Source organism: Planctomycetota bacterium (assembly GCA_035574235.1).
GTDB lineage: Bacteria > Planctomycetota > MHYJ01 > MHYJ01 > JACPRB01 > DATLZA01.
Window position 1 is genome coordinate 1 of record DATLZA010000174.1, and the last position, 15,909, is coordinate 15,909.

Sequence of the window (15,909 nt, forward strand, 5' to 3'; positions counted from 1 at the left end):
AGGTCATCTCTCTCCTCGTGAAATTCTCGACTCCCTCGCTCCCCACACCTATGATCCTGGAGTGCTCTCCCTTCCTCCCGTTCTCCTCGACGACCTCCTCGAGATCCCCCACCCTGGTAACCATGTATCTGAATCACCCAGGCCGTAAGCCCGAAGGGCGTTGACAAGGACCCCGGAGAACCTATAATCGGCCCGAAACCGGCGGCAGATGCCTACCTACGATTATGCCTGCTCCGCGTGCCGTCACCGGTTCGAGCGTTTTGAGTCGATCCGAGACGACGGGCCCAAGGAATGTCCCCGGTGCGGGCGCCGGAGGGCGCGCCGGCTTTTGGGCACGGGCGGGGGCCTGATCTTCCGGGGGAGTGGGTTCTACACGACCGACTACGGGCGTTCGACGGGCGGCGGCGAAACGTCGCGGAAGGACGGTCACGAGGGAAAGGAGCCCAAGAAATGAGAGAGCTCAAGGGGGACTGGCGCGACCTCTTCAACGGTTTCATGGTCGCTCTGGACCTTCGCAAGTGCTTCCTGGCCCTCTGCGGGATCGTCGTCACGATCGTCCTGTGCGGAGGAATGACGATCGCGCTGGGGAACTGGCTCAACCCGCCCGCGGTTCAGCCGCCGAGCGATCTCGTGCTTCACAACTGGTGGCGGACGCAGTGCGAGGCCTGGCACGTGATCTACCAGGGCAAGCCGCTGGTGGCTCTGGCCTACAGTGTGGCGTTCGTGCTCCTCTTCGTGGCCATCTGGTCCTATTTCGGCGGCGCCATCGCGCGAATCGCCGCCTACGAGGTGGCCAAGGACGGGGAGCGGATCGAGACGCGCAAGGCGCTTGAATTCTCGCGCAAGAAGTTCTGGTCCTTCTTCTGGGCGCCCCTCATCTGCGCGATCGGATTTCTTTTCTTCGCGTTCTGCAACTACGTGGGCGGGCTGGTCGGGCGGGTTCTCGATTTCATCTGGATCGGGGCGCCTCTGGTGGCGTTGCTCCTGCCCCTGGCGATCCTTTCCGGCTTCATCATGACGCTCATCCTGATCGGCACCTTCGCCGGCCTGCCCCTGTTCACTCCGGCGGTGGCCGCGGAGGGCACCGATTCCTTCGACGCCGTCAGCCGCGGGTTCAGCTACGTCTACTCCCGCCCCTGGCAGTACCTGGGGTACCAGATCGTGGGGGCCGCGTACGGCTACGTTTCGATCGCCTTCGTCATTCTCTTCGCGATCGCCATGTGCCATCTGGGCCTCGAGGCGGGCGAAGAAGGCTTCAAGCTGTTCGGGCTGCTGAAGTCCGATACCGACTTCGAGGACATCTCGAACGCCTCCTGGAAGCTCATTCTTTCGGAGGCGCACCGGAGTCCGGCGACGTACGCGTGGGATCCCCTGTCGATCGTGGCCGATCCGAGCCCGTACGGCCGCCTGCAGGTTCTGGCCAATCAGATCGTGGGGGTGAATTACGAGTCCGCTCCCGCGCTCAAGAGCGGACACGTCGTGGCCCACGTGCTCGTGACGATCTGGCTGGCGATCACGCTGGGACTCGCCCTCGGATACGTGGTGAGCTACTTCATCTCCCAACAGACGATCATTTATTACATCCTGCGCAAGAAGGTGGACGGGATCGAGATGAACGAAGTCTTCGAAGAGCAGGAGGAGGAGGCCAAGGGGACTGCGCCGGAGCCGGCGCCCTCCTCCTCGGCCGCTCCGGCGTCGGCCCCGCCCGAGAAGCCTTCCGCCCCGCCGCAGGAAGAGAAGAAGTAATCACCCCCGCCGGGGCGCCGGATCCCGCGCCGGAACCCGGCGCTCCCATGCCCGGTGGAGGGCCTGGCCTGCCGCGAGGACGAGCGGCAGCAGCGCCAGCGAGGCCAGGACGTCGACCACGTAGTGGTACCGCAACGCCACGGTGGCGAACACGCATCCGGAGGCCGGCACCAGCGCCGCCCAGAAGAACTTCCGCAGCGATCCCCACGAGAACCACAGCACCAGAAGCGACATCAGCGTGTGCCCGCTGGGAAACGCGTCCGGCATCCGCCATTCCATGGCGAGGATGGCCGCGTGCGCGCGCCGGCCCAGGAACCAGCCGTCCAGAACCGGGGGCCTCGAAGGATAGAAGTGGTGGGGTCCGATGGCGGGCACGAGGAGGTAACCCAGGTACGAAACGTAAAAGCCGGTGAGAATCACCGTGACGTACCGGCGGAGCGTTTCCCATTCCCCGCGCGCGTAGAGAATCCCCCCCGGCAGGAGAATGGACGGGAAGTAGAACCAGTAACAGGCATGGAGGAAATCCATGGCCAGGGGGTGGAACGAGAGAAAAAAAGCGTCCACGTCGCCGAACCAGCGGCGGTCGAGGTCCGCCAGGAAACGGTCGTATCGATGGTCGTCGAACGGATGGACCTGGGGCACGAGGTAATGAAGCTCGCGGAACGAGGCCAGGACGATCAGAACCACGTACCAGTAGCGGCAAAAGGTCCAGAAGCGTCCGCCGAACCGCCGATGGGCCCAGACGAGAAGCGCGATGAGAATGAGAACCAGCGCATGGTAGCCCAGATAGAGGGCCGCCCCCGGCGGGCGGAAGACGACGACCACGGCCGTCAGGATGGCCGCGTATCCCAGGATCACCAGGTCGAATGCGTACAGGTTTTTCATGTCCGAAGCGGGGCTCCCCCTACGGGCCCCGGAGCCGGGCCGCCGCCACCACGGCCGCCGTCTCGATGCGCAGCGTCGTCGGACCGAGCGATCCCCGGCGGGCGAACCGGGCTTGCTCCTCGGGCGTCAAGCCCCCCTCCGGGCCCACGACGACGGCTCCTCCCTGGCCGCCCGGAAGCGGCGCCTCCGCCCCGGGGCTGGCCAGCCACCAATCGGAAGGGATCTCCTGGAGAGGGCGCTCGGGCGCCACCCGCAGGAGCGGCGCGCCGGACTGCTTGGCCGCGGCCAGCGCGATCTTCTCCAGGCGCCGCCGCCGCCCTTCCCCGAGCGAAGCCACGCTCCGGGCGAACCGCACCGGCACGAATTCCGAAACGCCCAGCTCCGCGAGCTTCTCGATCATCCAGTCCAGGCGGCTTCCTTTGGGCACCGCGGAGGCCACCGTGACGGCCGGAAGTCTCACCGGAGGCAGGCGCTCCCGAAGCCGGACGGTCACCCGGCCGTGGACCGACTCAATCTCCCCCCGCCACGCCTCGCGGCCGTCGAAGACGGTTACCGTATCCCCGGGGCCCAGGCGAAGAACGCGGACGGCGTGGCGCGCCTCCCGGGGCGGGAGGACCACGGGATCCTCGATCCGTTCGACGAAGAACCGGGGCATGGACGCCGGATTCTACGGGGGGCCGGCGAAGAAAGTAAAGAAACCGCGGGGGGTTCGGATCCTTTTCGCCCGGCGCGTCGTTCTTGGATTGGAGGGGGCGCTCGAGTTAGAATTTGCGTTTGGAGCGGGCCGAATCGGGGGGCGTCCCGGAGGTGTTATTCTCATGATGAGACGGATGGGCCTCCTTTTCTTCCTCGGAGCGGCCGCTTCCGCGGCCCGCGCCGACGAGGTCGTGCTCCGCAACGGAGCCGTCTTCTCGGGCGTCGTGCGCGAGGAGGCCGACCGCGTCGTCGTCGAGATCGACGCGGGGACGATGACCTTCCGGCGGGCGGACGTCCGCGAGATCCGGCGGACGGAAGACCCCCTTCAGGAATTCGAGCGGCGCCTGCGCGCCGCCGCGGATACGGAGGCGTATTACGAGCTGGCCCTCTGGGCGCGCGAGCGGGGTTTGACTTCCCGGGCCCAGGAGCTTTTCCGGAAGGTCGTCGCTCTGGAGCCGGAGCACGAGGGAGCCCGGAAGGCTCTCGGGCACGAGAAAATCGAAGGCCGCTGGATGGAGCCGGAGGAGGCGATGGTGGCCCGCGGCTTCGTCAAGATCGACGGCCGGTGGCTCAAGCGCGAAACCGCCGAGATGCTTCTGGCGCAGGAGCGCCTCCATCGGATGGAGGTCGAACGGCGGCAGTCGGAGGAACGGATCGCGCGGCTGCGGAAGGAAGTGGAGATGGCCTGGGTGGCGGTCGAGCGCGAGCGGATCGAGCTGGAACGCGAGCGGGGCCTGAGGCCCGTGCTTGTTCCGGGGGTGGGGATTCTTCCCGTCTGCCCGCGCCCGGTTCGGCCCGGTCCGCAGGTTCACGCGCCGGCGCCCGCCGCCCCCCCTCCTCCGGTGGCCGTCCACTGGGACCGGGTCCGGAGCGACGCCTTCGGGCGCCAGGGGATCTTCGGGGGGGTGAGCCGGGATTCCGCGCCGGGCGGGGCAGGGAAGCGGTCGGAGGAGGAGCCATGTTCGGTCATCCGGCGCTGACGGCGGCGATGCTCCTGGCGGTCGCGCCGGCCGTCCAGGAGCCCGGCAAGGACGCGGACGAAGAGGCCAAGGCGAAAATCGCGGAGTTCCGCAAGGAGCTCAAGAACTGCAAGACGGATCAGGACGTCGCCCGGGCGCTCGGGATGCTGGAGGAGCCGCAGCATCCGCGCCTGCTGGCGGAGCTCAAGACGTGGCTGTCCAAGCCTTCGACGGAGGTGGCCATCGCGGCGGCCGAGAAGATTTCCAGGTACAAGAAGGACAAGGAAGCCGCCGACGCCCTTTTGAACGCCGCAGGGTCGCGCAAGGACAAGGACGCGATCGTGCGGTGTCTGCGGTACGCCGGCGACGTGGGCTACAAGCCGGCGACCGCGAAGCTCACGGGGTATTTCAAGCATCGGGAAGTGGAGGTGGCGCGCGAGGCGGTCGATTCCTGCGGAAAGCTGCGCAGCCGCGAGGCGGTGGATCCCCTCATCGGGCTCCTGCGGGAGCTCGAAGGGATCCGCGAGTCGCAGCCGGGCACGGGCGGAGGCCTGGGCGGCCTGGCGGGAGGAGGGGGCCTGGGGGGCATGCAGGAAGAGCAGCAAAAGCGCAAACGCGAACTGACCCCGGCGGTGCTTTCGGCCCTTTCCAGCATCACGGGGCAGAAGTTCGAGACCGCCGCCGACTGGCTCGGCTGGTGGCGCAAGAACAAGTCGACGTTCAAGGAACCGGAGTAGGAGGCGCGACATGATCGCCCACGTCTTGCTGCTGGCGGCGGCGCTGGCCGCCGGGAACGAAAAGGAAGCCGACGAGGCGCTTCATCGGTTCAAGGCCAATTACCGGAACCCCTCCGCGCCGGCGCGGGCGGCGGCGGTGTCGGAACTGGCCCGCGTGCAGCACGAGAAGGTGCTCAAGCAGCTCGCGATGCTTCTGACGAGCGACGTATCCCTCGTGCGCCAGGCGGCGGCCAAGGGCCTGGGAGGGTTCTCGGAACACAAGCGGCTGGCGGGGGCTCTCCTCCGCGCGGCCATCGGGCCCAACTCCAAGGAGCCCGACGTCGTGGCGGCGATCTTCGAGGCGCTCGGCAATCTCGACGATCCGGAGGCGATTCCGCTTCTTCGCGATCACTTCGACGATCGGGATCCCAAGATCGCCAAGGCCGCGCTGGCGGCCGTCGGCACCATGCGCGACGCCGCGTCCGTCGAGCCCATCATCGAACGGATGAAGAAGTGCGAAAAGGTGATGGCGTCGGACGCGAAGGTGGACAAGGACAATCGTGATCAGGCCAAGGAGATCGTCGGCGTGTGCATCAAGGCGCTCCAGGCGATCACCAAGGAGAGGTGGACGACCTCCAAAGAGTGGGAAATCTGGTGGGGCCGCAACAAGGCGACCTTCAAGGTGGATCCGGAGGAAAAGGACACCCCGAAGGAGGACAAGAAGAAGTAGTCCCGCCTCCGGCGCGGCGGGCGGACGTTGAGAACGCCCCGCGGATGCCCTATAGTAGCCCGTCATGGGCCTCCGGCGCCGGATCCTGATTTCCTTTCTTCTTCTTTTTGCGGCGGTCTTTGCGGCCACGCTGGTCGCCTCGACGCTCCTGGTCGCCCACGCCGTGGAGCGCCGCCTCGCGGCGCAAACGGGGTATCTGGCGCGGCTGCTCGAGGAGAATCCGGACTTCTACCGGGGCAAACTCGGGTTTCTCGAACGGGCCTACGGAGCGCGTTCGGTGCGCGTGGTTCCCCGGGGGGAGGGGGCCGGCGGGCCGGGCGTCTTCCGCGCTCCCCTCGGGCCCGATCGGGAACTCGTGATGGCCTACAGCCCCGAGGTCGTCTCGGCGGAGAAGCGGGAGGCGGTCAAGCCGTTTCTCTTCCTGGGGGCCGCGGGGCTGGGGCTCGTCGTCGCGCTGGGAGTGATCACCGCCCAGATGGTGGCGCGGCCGCTGGAGCGCCTCGCGGCGCAGGCGCAGGCTCTGCCCGTGCGGGACGTACGGCCCGTCGGCGGCGGGCCGGAGCTGGATCGTCTCGTCGAAGCGATGAACCGGATGCTCTCGGAGGTGCGCCGGTCCGAGCAATGGGCCGTCATGGGCCGGATGGCCGCCGGAGTCGCCCACGAGATCCGGAATCCCCTCTCGTCGATGAAGATGACCGTCCAGATGCTCCGGAAGGAAGCCCGGGACGTGGAGCCGTACGACCTTCTTCTCCGGGAGATCGAGCGTCTGGAGCTGACGGCGGCGGAGCTGACGGGGACGTCGCAGCCGCTGCGCAAAGAGCCCGCGCGGCTCGAAGCCGTGGTGGACGAGGTTCTGGAGCTCATGCGGCGGCGGCTGGAGCACCTGGGAATCCGGGTCGAGAGGCGCTATGAACCCGTGCCGCCCGTTCCGGTGGATGCGGCGCGGTTCAAGCGGTGCGTGATGAACCTGCTTCTCAACGGAGCGCAGGCGATGCCGGAGGGGGGAACGCTCGCGGTCGCGCTCGGGACCCGGGACGGCCGCGTGCGGCTCGAGGTCACCGACGAGGGCGGCGGAGTGCCCCCGGACGTGCGCGACCGCATCTTCGAACCCTTTGTGACGACCAAGCAGGACGGCGTGGGGCTGGGCCTGGCCCTGACGCGCCGCATCGTCGAGGATCACGGGGGGCGGATCGGCTTCGAAGCGGCCCCTCGCGGGACCACCTTCTGGATCGAGCTGCCCCATGCCTAAGATTCTGGTCGTCGACGACGAGGAATCCATCGTCTGGGCCTTCCGGCGCCTGGTCGAGGGGATGGGCCACGCCTTTCTGGCGGCGCCCACGGCGGAGCGGGGGCTGGAGCTGGTGCGCCAGGAGCGGCCGGACGTGGTCTTCCTGGACGTGAAGCTGCCGGGGATGAGCGGCCTGGACGCCCTGGAGGAGGCGCGGCGGGCCTGCCCGGGGGCGAAGTTCGTGGTGATCACGGCGCACGGCTCGCTCGACGCGGCGATGCGGGCGATGAAGCTGGGGGCGGTCGAGTACCTGGCCAAGCCGGTGGACCTCGAGCGCGCGCGGGCGATCGTCGAAGCGGCGGTGCGGGGTCCGGCGCTCGATCCGGACGTGGAGCGCCGGCGGGGCGCCCGAACGGGCGCGGGGGAGATCATCGGCACGAGCGCGCTCATGCAGGAGGTCTTCAAGAAGGTGGCCGCGGCGGCGCCGAGCGAGGCGAACGTCCTTTTCGTCGGCGAGAGCGGGACGGGCAAGGAGCTTCTGGCGCGGGCGGTCCATTACCACAGCGCGCGCGCCGGCGGGCCCTTCGAGGCGATCAACTGCGCGGCGATTCCGGAGACGCTGCTCGAAAGCGAGCTTTACGGCCACGAGCGCGGCGCCTTCACGGGGGCCGTCCGGCGCAAGCCGGGGAAGTTCGAGGTGGCCGACGGGGGCACGGTCTTTCTCGACGAGGTCGGGGAGCTTCCGGCGTCCGCGCAGGCGAAGCTCCTGCGGTTCCTCGAGGAGCGCCGGTTCGAGCGGGTGGGCGGCACGGAGGGGGTGCGCGTGGACGTCCGGATCGTGGCGGCCACGAACCGCAACCTGGAGGAGCGCGTCCGCGAGGGCCGCTTCCGCGAGGATCTCTACTTCCGGCTCAACGTGGTCAAGATCGAAATCCCGCCCCTGCGGGAGCGCAAGGAGGACCTGCCGGCCCTCGTGGCGCACTTCCTGGACCTGGCGGGCGGGGCCGGGATCACGCGCGAGGCGATGGCCGTCCTGGAGCGTCACTCGTGGCCGGGGAACGTCCGCGAGCTCCGCAATGCGATCGAGCGCGGCGTGGTGCTCGCCCGCGGCGGGCCCATCCGGCCCGAGCACCTGCCCGAGACGGTGCTTTCCGCGCGGGGGCCGGAGGAAAAGGACCTCGACGCGCGGGTGCGGGAGGCCGTCGAGCGCCTGATGGCGGAGGGCACGCCCGGGGAGCTTTTCCGCCAGGTCGAGGCGCGCTGGGAGAAGGCGGTTCTCCGGAAGGCGCTCGAAATCACCGGCGGCAACCAGGTGAAGGCCTCGGAGCTTCTGGGCATCAACCGGATGACGCTCCGCAAGAAGATCGAGCAGTACGGCCTGTAGCCGGCGCGAGGATCCGCACCGCCCCGGGCAGGATCTCGAATTCGGCCGGCAGAAACCCGCCGGGGTCGCCGTCCACCTCGACGGGCACGGGGCGGCCGTCGGCCGATTCCAGCCGCACCCGCCGCGCCGCGTGGAAGGTCACATCCCGCATGCGGGGCATGCGCCCGAACAGGCGCGCTACGAGGGCCGCCCAGAAGAGCCGCAGGATGTCGCGATGCCGCCGGGCGTGCTGGACGAGAACCTCGAAGCGGCCGTCGTCGGGCCGGGCGCGGGGGGTGAAGACGAGCGGCCCGCCGTAGGAGGCCACGTTGGCGACATGCACCCAGGCGGCGTCGCGGGTGAGCGCGACGCCGTCGAGCGCGACGGCGATGCGCGGGATCGGATAGCCGAGGATCGATTTGAGGCCCCAAAGGACGTAGCGGGCCATGTTCCAGAACGAGCCCGAGGCGACGCCGGCCGGCCGGCGCCGCGCCGCGTGGAAGGCGTGGACCACGTGGGCGTCGTAGCCCGCCCCGGCGAACAGCAGAAACCGGCGGCCGCTTCCGCATTCCCGGCCCAGGTCCCAGGCGACCGAGCGGCCTTCCGCCACGACGCGCGCCACGCCCTCCGCGCACCGCGGGAGCCGGAGTTCCTTGGCCAGGACGTTGGCCGTGCCGCCCGGGATCATGAAAAGGGGCGGCGCGCCGGTCTCGGGAAGGCCGTTGACGACCTCGTTGACCGTCCCGTCGCCCCCGCCGCAGCCGATCGCGGCGCAGCCGCGGGCCTCGGCGGCGCAGCGCCGCGCGTCGCCGGCGAAGCGCGTCTCGTGCAGGTCCACGACCCTTCCGCGGCGGCGGAGGCGGTCGGCCACCCGGCGGGCGAGCCTTCCGGCGCGGCCGCCTCCGGAAAAGGGATTGGCGACGATTCGGATCGGATCCGGCACGGGCCCGATTTGACCACAAAGGCAACGTCCGATCAACGCGCAGGCGCCGCCGCCGGAAATGCTGCTTCGACCGGCGGGGCCCGATATAATAGGCAGGACATGACCTGTTCGCGATGCGGCGCGGCGCCGCCTCCCGGAAGCACGTTCTGCAACCGCTGCGGCGCGGCGCTCGGGCAGGCCGCCCCCGCGGCCCCTCCGCCGCCGGAGACCGCTCCGGAAGAGGAACTCTGGAAGGCGCGCCCGTCCCTCAAGGCCCAGGCCCACGCGTGGATCCTCTGGGTTCTCGAGGCGGCGGCCGTGGGCTACGTCTGGTGGGGAGTCCTCTCGGCGGAAATGCGGGGAAATCTCATCGCGCGCCTCGTGTGCGGGAGCGCGGTCGGGCTTCCCCTTCTGGCGCTCCTCTGGACCGGACTTCTGCGCAAAGCCTCCGTCCGCTACCGCCTGACGACCCATCGTCTTTTCCGGGAGGTCGGCATCCTTTTCCGGCAGCTCAACGAAATCGAACTCATCCGGGTGGACGACGTCTCCGTCCGGCAGAACCTCCTGCAGCGCATCTTCAACGTGGGCACGATCACGGTGATCGCCCCGAGCGACGCGACGGAGCCGCGCCTGGAGCTCGAGGGCGTCGAGAATCCCATCGAGGTCAAGGAGGAGATCCGCCGCTGGGTCCGCAAGCGCCGCGAACGGTCCCTCCACCTGGAGTCGCTGTAGTGCCCGCGCCGCGGAACCGGACGCTTTTCCTGACCGACGAGGACCGCCGCGCCCCCGTGCCCGGGCTTCCGCCCGCCCCCGCTCCCGAGGGCATCTACTGCGGCGACGGGATCGAGGGCCTGCGGCGCTCGCCGCCGGCGGATCTCATTTTCGCCGATCCGCCGTACGACCGCGATCCCTCCTGGCATGCCCTATGGATCGAGGAGGCCGCCCGCGTTCTGCGTCCGGGCGGCTCCCTCTACGTATGCTGCGACTGGCGGCTTTCCGGTCCGATCCAGGCGATCCTCGAACGCCGCTTCACGGTCCGCAACCGCATCACCTGGAAGCGCGACAAGGGCCGGGGCGCGCGGCGCAACTGGAAGCAGAACATGGAGGACATCTGGTTCGCCACCAAAGGGGACGGCTACACGTTCAATCTGGTCAAGTGGAAGAAGCGCGTCGTCGCTCCCTACCGCGAGAACGGACGGCCCAAGGACTGGACGCAGGAGCCCGACGGCCGGTGGCGCTGGACCTGCCCGTCGAACATCTGGACGGACCTCTGCGTCCCCTTCTGGTCCATGCCGGAGAATACGCCGCATCCCTACCAGAAACCCGAGAAGCTCGTGGCCCGCGTGCTCGAGGCCTCGAGCCGGCCGGGGGATCTCGTCGTGGACCCCTTCGTGGGCTCGGGAACGACGGCGGTCGTCGCCCGCCGCCTGGGGCGGCGCTTCCTGGGATTCGAGATCGAGCCGGACTGGGTGCGTCTGGCGCTCAAGCGTCTTCGGGAGCGACCGTAAGGACGCGCCCCGTCGCGCACGCCCGGCGCACGGGACACCGGCCGCACCGTGGGACGACCGGACGGCACACCGCCTTGCCGTGCGCCACGAGGACTTCGTTGAGGATCGGCCAAAGCGTTCGGGGAACGAGGGCGGCGAGCGCCCGCTCGGTCTGTTCCGGCGCGCGGGTGCGCACCCAGCCCAGGCGGTTGGCGATCCGGTGGACGTGCGTGTCCACGGGAATCGCCTCGCGGCCGAAGGCGTAGACGAGCACGCAGTTGGCGACCTTGCGGCCCACGCCGGGGATCTCGAGGAGCCCTTCCAGGGTGTCGGGAACCCCGCCGCGCCGGAGGACGTGGCGGGCCGCCGCGCGGACGTAGCGCGCCTTGGTGCGGTAGAAGCCGATGGGTCGGAGGAGCCGCTCGAGGGCGGACGTCCGCGCCCGCGCCAGGGCGGCGGGCGTCGGATAGCGGCGGAAGAGCGCGTCGGTCACCCGGTCCGTGGTTTCGTCCCGCGACCGGGCCGACAGGATCGTGCCCACGAGGTGCCGGAAGGGCCCCACCCCGTTCTCTTTCCAGCCGCCGAGCATCGTGAGCGGGTACCGCCCGCGCAGCGTCCGGAGGATCCACCCGACGCGGGCTCGGGAGGCGGTCATGGGCGAAGCTCGCGCCCCGTCAGGAGGCGGTACGCCTCGAGGTACTTGAGGCTGGTCTTCTCGACGATGTCCGGAGGAAGCGTGGGCCCGGGCGGTTTCTTGTTGAAGCGAATCGATTCGAGATAGTCCCGCACGAACTGTTTGTCGAAGGACGGAGGGGAAATTCCCACCCGATACTCGGCCTTGGGCCAGTAGCGGGAAGAGTCCGGCGTGAGCGCCTCGTCGATGAGGGTGATCCGGCCGTCCACGAGCCCGAACTCGAACTTCGTGTCCGCGAGAATAAGCCCCTTCGTTTCGGCGTAATCGGCGGCTTTGGTGTAGAGGGAGAGCGTGAGCTCCCGGAGGCGCTCGGCGGTCGCGCGCCCGACGGCGGCGACGACGCGCTCGAAATCGATGTTCTCGTCGTGGCCGGAGGCGGCCTTCGTGGCGGGGGTGAAGAGAGGCCGGTCGAGCTTCTGGGCCTGCTGGAGGCCGGGAGGCAGCGGGATGCCGCAGACGGCGCCGGTTTCGAGGTAGTCCTTCCAGCCGCTGCCGATGAGGTATCCGCGGGCGACGCATTCGACGGGAAAGGGCTGGGCCTTGCGCACGAGCATGGCTCGATCGCGCAGGACGTCGGCGTACGGGCGGACCTCGGGGGGCATCTCGTCCACTTCGCACGTGATCATGTGATGGGGAACGCCGAGGAACCGGAACCAGAACTCCGAAAGGCGGTTGAGGACCTTGCCCTTGAAGGGGATTCCGTTGGCCATCACGACGTCGAAGGCGCTGATGCGGTCGGTGGTGACGATGAGGAGCTTGTCCCCAAGGTCGTACATGTCCCGCACCTTGCCGCGGGAGACGAGCGCAAGGCCGGGGAGGTTCGACTGGAGCAGGACGCCTTCGGTCACGGTGCCCCTCTTCGGCAGGTTCGGGGGTACTCTATCCGCCGGCCGGCCGGGTGTCCAGGAATCCGGCGGACTCCTTCAGGCCCGCGGAGGCCGGATCATTTCCACACCTGTTCCGCGATCCGCCGCGCGGCGGCGCGGGGGTCGGCGGGCAGCGCCCCGACGCGGACGGCGAAGGTCGGTGCGCCGAAAGGCTCCTGACGCGCCGGCCGGAAGGGGTCTCCGGCCCCGGCCTCCAGAAGGAAGACCGCGGCGGGCGCGACCGGGTCGCGCGCGAGGCGCGCCTTTCCCACGAAGGCCTCGGCGGAAACCATCATCCGAGCGTCGGACGACGCCAGGAGCCTAAGGAGGATTTCCCGCGCCCGCTCGACCGGGAACCCCCGCAGCGGCCCGTGAGGTTCGGCGGCCAGGGCCGCGTCCTGGACCGCCTGGGCCTTCGCGCGGGCGGCCTCGGGATCGGGATCCGGGACGTTCTCGAACCGGGCGGACAGGACACGGCCCGCGTAGCGCGGGAAGTGTTCCAGGAGCGTCGTGCGCAGATAGAGCCCCTTTTCGATCGGGTGGATCCATCCGCGGTCGTCCACGGCGAACCAGCCTTCGGCCAGAAGACGCGCGTCGGGATACTCCTCGAGCAGACTCCATACGGGCGTCGGATGGATCACTTCGCGCGGATACAGGAAGGCCGCCGCCCGGCCGCCGCGGATCGCCGCCGCGCCATGAAAGATCCGCGCCCCGGGGGCGAGCTTCGCGTCGAGGGCCTCGAGCGCCGACGCCCGGAGGTCCCCGTACCACGAGGTGTTGAAGAGATAGACTTCGCCGAGCGAAGGGGAGACGTAGGAGCCTTCCGGCTCTTCGGGAATGTCGATCATGGCGTGGACCGCAAGATCGGTCCGGCCGCGTTCCGGGGGCGGTCCCACGCGGGCGCGCCACTCGGCTTCGGAGTGGAAATTCTCCTTCCAGAAATCCGCCAGATGGAACGAGTTCGTGAAAAGCCGCAGCCGCCGGCCGAAGAGGACGGCGTCGTGGATGTACGCCTCGCGTCCTTCGAGGGCCCGGCGCGCGTGCGTGCGCAGGCGGTCCCGAAGTCCCGGATCCGAAGCCGGGTCCGGACCGCGCGGGACGCGGCCGCGGGCGGCGGTGACGATGTTGGAGAGTCCGACGAGGATTCCCGGTTTTTCGCAGCTCATAGGCGGTAAAGATGGCAAAGGGCCAGGGCGAGGGCGTCGGCCACGTCGAACTCGGGCGCCTCGCGCAGGCCGAGGGTTGTCTGGACCATCCGCTGGACGAACTCCTTGGGGGCCTGGCCGTTTCCCGTGACGGCGCGCTTGACCTGGGCCGGGGCGTATTCGTAGACGCGCGCGCGCGCCGCGGCGGCGGCGAGCATGCAGACGGCGCGGGCGGCGTTGAGCGTCATCCCGTCGCGGACGCTCCGGCCCACGAACGGCCGCTCGATGACGACGTCGCGGGGACGAAGCCGGCGGAACAGGCGGTCGATGCCCCGGTGGATGTGAAGAAGCCGTTCGGGCAGATCTTTCCCGCGGACGAAAACGGCGCCGCACTCGGCCAGGTCCGGGTCGTGCGGACCGAGGCGGAAGACGGCGTACCCGATGCGCCGCGTGCCGGGATCGACGGCGACGATGCGCGGGGTCATGCGGCTTCCTCCGGCGCCTCGAGCCGGCGGCGCAGGCGCTCGTGCTCGTCCAACATTTCGCGGGGCAGGCGCGCGCCGAAGCGGCGGAAAAAGCGCTCCTGATCCTCGAGTTCGGCGCGCCAGGCGTCGCGGTCGACCGCCAGGAGGCGCTCCATCGTTCCGGGGGGCAGATCCAGGCCCGTCCGATCGATTCCGTCGGCCGGCGGGACGTATCCGATGGGGGTGCGCACGGCGGGGGCTTCGCCGCGGCTGCGGCCGAGGATCCAGCGCAGAACCCGGAGGTTTTCCCCGAAGCCGGGCCAGAGGAACCGGCCGGTCTCGTCGGTGCGGAACCAGTTGACCTGGAAGATGGGAGGCGCTTCGTCGCTCCGGGTCCCCATGCGCAGCCAGTGGCGGAAATAATCGGCCATGTTGTAGCCGCAGAAGGGAAGCATCGCCATGGGGTCGCGCCGGACGACCCCGACCTGGCCGGTGGCGGCGGCGGTCGTCTCCGATCCCATCGAGGCGCCGAGAAAAACGCCGTGGCGCCAGTCGAAGGATTCGAGGACGAGCGGCGCCACCCGCGCGCGCCGCCCGCCGAAGAGGATCGCGGACACCGGAACGCCGTTCGGGTCGTCGAAGCGGGGCGAAAGGCCGGGGCACTGCGAGGCGGGAGCGGTGAACCGGGAGTTCGGATGGGCCGCCGGAGTTCCCGAGGCGGGCGTCCACGGCCGGCCCTGCCAGTCCCAGCAGCGTTCCGGGACGGGACCGTCCATCCCCTCCCACCAGGGAGTGCCGTCCTCCTTGAGCGCGACGTTCGTGAAGATCGTATTGCGCCGGATGGTGGCCATCATGCGCGGGTTGGTGCGGGTGTTCGTGCCGGGGGCGACGGCGAAGAAGCCGTTCTCCGGGTTGATCGCGTACAGTCGCCCGTCCCGGCCGAAATGCATCCAGGCGATGTCGTCCCCAACGGTCCAGACCTTCCAGCCGGGCTGCGAAGCGGGCGGAACGAGCATCGCAAGGTTGGTTTTGCCGCAGGCGCTCGGGAACGCGGCCACGAGGTACGTGACTTCGCCGGCGGGGTCCTCGAGTCCGAGAATCAGCATATGCTCCGCCATCCAGCCTTCGTGGCGGGCCATCCAGGAGGCCAGCCGCAGCGCGAAGCATTTCTTCGGGAGCAGGGCGTTTCCGCCGTAGCCCGATCCGATGCTCCAGACGAGGCGCCGCTCCGGGAAGTGGAGGATGTAGCGACGGTCGGGACTCAGGTCTCCCAGCGAGTGAAGGCCCCGCGCGAAATCGTCGGAGGTCCCCAGCGCCTCGAGGGCCACGCGACCCATGCGGGTCATGATGCGAAGGCTGGCGGCCACGTAGGGGCTGTCGGTGATCTCGATCCCGACCTTCGCGTAGGGGGACCCCACGGGGCCCATGAGGTAGGGGACCACGTAGAGGGTGCGCCCGCGCATGCAGTCGCGGAACAGAGGTCCCACGCGGGACTCCGCCTCGGCCGGGGACATCCAGTTGTTGGTCGGACCGGCGTCTTCGGCGGACTCCGTGCAGATGAAGGTGAGCTGCTCGGAGCGGGCCACGTCCGAAGGGTGGCTGCGGTGGAGGTAGCAGCCGGGATACGCGTCCGGGTTGAGCGGGATGAGCGTCCCGGTCCGGACCATTTCGTCCACGAGGCCGCGGTATTCCTCCTCGCCGCCGTCGCACCAGACCACGCGGTCCGGTCGGGTCACGCGGGCGCATTCCTCCACCCACCGGGAGAGCGCTGGATTGTCGGGGAGGCGCACGTCGCGGTTATAGCAAAGGGCCGTCCCGCTGGCAACGCCGGCTCACCCTCCGGCGCGCGCGGTGACGAACATCGTGCAAAAGTGGCGGGCGTCCGCCCCCAGCCGGCCCGCTCCGAAGCGAAGACCCAGGAGCCCCCAGGCGGCCAGGCGGCGCGTCCAGCGTTCGGCCGCGGGGGCGGTGGGCGCCGGGGCGGGGACGGCCGCCGCGGGCGGGACCC

Annotated in this window: 17 protein-coding genes; 9 read left to right on the forward strand and 8 right to left on the reverse strand. The window is 69.5% G+C overall.

The annotated features are described in order from the left end of the window. Window positions 1-208: 208 nt before the first annotated feature. A complete protein-coding gene (locus tag VNO22_16115) occupies window positions 209-454 on the forward strand; it encodes an FmdB family zinc ribbon protein (protein HXG62896.1) in 246 nt (81 codons plus the stop codon). After that, complete coding sequence (locus tag VNO22_16120; protein ID HXG62897.1) at window positions 451-1,746, forward strand: hypothetical protein; 1,296 nt, start codon at window positions 451-453, stop codon at window positions 1,744-1,746. The genes VNO22_16115 and VNO22_16120 overlap by 4 nt, the downstream gene beginning before the upstream one ends. Here the strand turns inward: VNO22_16120 and VNO22_16125 are convergent, their stop codons facing one another. Further along, a complete protein-coding gene (locus VNO22_16125) occupies window positions 1,747-2,631 on the reverse strand; it encodes a phosphatase PAP2 family protein (protein HXG62898.1) in 885 nt (294 codons plus the stop codon). It abuts the gene before it with no gap. Between the two features lie 19 nt (window positions 2,632-2,650). After that, window positions 2,651-3,286, reverse strand: a complete 636-nt coding sequence (locus tag VNO22_16130) for an RsmE family RNA methyltransferase (GenBank protein ID HXG62899.1) — start codon at window positions 3,284-3,286, stop codon at window positions 2,651-2,653. A gap of 175 nt (window positions 3,287-3,461) precedes the next feature. Between VNO22_16130 and VNO22_16135 the strand changes: the two genes are divergently transcribed. The 5 genes from VNO22_16135 (at window position 3,462) to VNO22_16155 (ending at window position 8,344) form a co-directional block, all read left to right on the forward strand. Next, on the forward strand, window positions 3,462-4,307 hold the full coding sequence (locus tag VNO22_16135; protein HXG62900.1) for a hypothetical protein: 846 nt from the start codon (window positions 3,462-3,464) through the stop codon (window positions 4,305-4,307). Then, on the forward strand, window positions 4,286-5,023 hold the full coding sequence (locus VNO22_16140) for a HEAT repeat domain-containing protein (GenBank protein ID HXG62901.1): 738 nt from the start codon (window positions 4,286-4,288) through the stop codon (window positions 5,021-5,023). Before VNO22_16135 ends, VNO22_16140 begins: the two co-directional genes overlap by 22 nt. A 10-nt stretch (window positions 5,024-5,033) precedes the next feature. Further along, window positions 5,034-5,732: a HEAT repeat domain-containing protein gene (locus VNO22_16145; GenBank protein HXG62902.1), complete on the forward strand. Its 699-nt coding sequence runs from the start codon at window positions 5,034-5,036 to the stop codon at window positions 5,730-5,732. A 64-nt stretch (window positions 5,733-5,796) separates the two neighbouring features. Continuing rightward, window positions 5,797-6,981, forward strand: coding sequence for an ATP-binding protein (locus VNO22_16150; GenBank protein ID HXG62903.1), 1,185 nt, complete (start codon window positions 5,797-5,799; stop codon window positions 6,979-6,981). Next, on the forward strand, window positions 6,974-8,344 hold the full coding sequence (locus VNO22_16155) for a sigma-54 dependent transcriptional regulator (protein ID HXG62904.1): 1,371 nt from the start codon (window positions 6,974-6,976) through the stop codon (window positions 8,342-8,344). Before VNO22_16150 ends, VNO22_16155 begins: the two co-directional genes overlap by 8 nt. Here VNO22_16155 and VNO22_16160 read toward each other — a convergent pair. Continuing rightward, the gene (locus tag VNO22_16160) at window positions 8,298-9,266 is read right to left on the reverse strand and encodes a diacylglycerol kinase family protein (protein ID HXG62905.1); all 969 of its coding nucleotides are present in this window, start codon (window positions 9,264-9,266) and stop codon (window positions 8,298-8,300) included. The two genes, VNO22_16155 and VNO22_16160, sit on opposite strands and share 47 nt — an antisense overlap. Window positions 9,267-9,365: 99 nt before the next feature. Here VNO22_16160 and VNO22_16165 point away from each other — a divergent pair, with 99 nt between their 5' ends. Both VNO22_16165 and VNO22_16170 read left to right on the forward strand, forming a co-directional pair. Further along, a complete protein-coding gene (locus VNO22_16165; protein ID HXG62906.1) occupies window positions 9,366-9,977 on the forward strand; it encodes a PH domain-containing protein in 612 nt (203 codons plus the stop codon). Further along, window positions 9,977-10,753, forward strand: coding sequence for a site-specific DNA-methyltransferase (locus tag VNO22_16170; protein ID HXG62907.1), 777 nt, complete (start codon window positions 9,977-9,979; stop codon window positions 10,751-10,753). Before VNO22_16165 ends, VNO22_16170 begins: the two co-directional genes overlap by 1 nt. Here the strand turns inward: VNO22_16170 and nth are convergent. The 5 genes from nth to VNO22_16195 form a co-directional block, all read right to left on the reverse strand. Then, complete coding sequence (gene nth, locus VNO22_16175) at window positions 10,728-11,387, reverse strand: endonuclease III (GenBank protein HXG62908.1); 660 nt, start codon at window positions 11,385-11,387, stop codon at window positions 10,728-10,730. The two genes, VNO22_16170 and nth, sit on opposite strands and share 26 nt — an antisense overlap. Then, window positions 11,384-12,274 (reverse strand): phosphoribosylaminoimidazolesuccinocarboxamide synthase, encoded by an 891-nt coding sequence (locus tag VNO22_16180; protein HXG62909.1) that lies wholly within the window; start codon window positions 12,272-12,274, stop codon window positions 11,384-11,386. Before VNO22_16180 ends, nth begins: the two co-directional genes overlap by 4 nt. A gap of 95 nt (window positions 12,275-12,369) precedes the next feature. Beyond that, window positions 12,370-13,458: a hypothetical protein gene (locus VNO22_16185; protein HXG62910.1), complete on the reverse strand. Its 1,089-nt coding sequence runs from the start codon at window positions 13,456-13,458 to the stop codon at window positions 12,370-12,372. Beyond that, the gene (gene ruvC / locus VNO22_16190) at window positions 13,455-13,922 is read right to left on the reverse strand and encodes a crossover junction endodeoxyribonuclease RuvC (protein ID HXG62911.1); all 468 of its coding nucleotides are present in this window, start codon (window positions 13,920-13,922) and stop codon (window positions 13,455-13,457) included. The genes VNO22_16185 and ruvC overlap by 4 nt, the downstream gene beginning before the upstream one ends. Beyond that, window positions 13,919-15,691, reverse strand: coding sequence for a phosphoenolpyruvate carboxykinase (GTP) (locus tag VNO22_16195; GenBank protein ID HXG62912.1), 1,773 nt, complete (start codon window positions 15,689-15,691; stop codon window positions 13,919-13,921). Before VNO22_16195 ends, ruvC begins: the two co-directional genes overlap by 4 nt. Window positions 15,692-15,909: the final 218 nt, after the last annotated feature.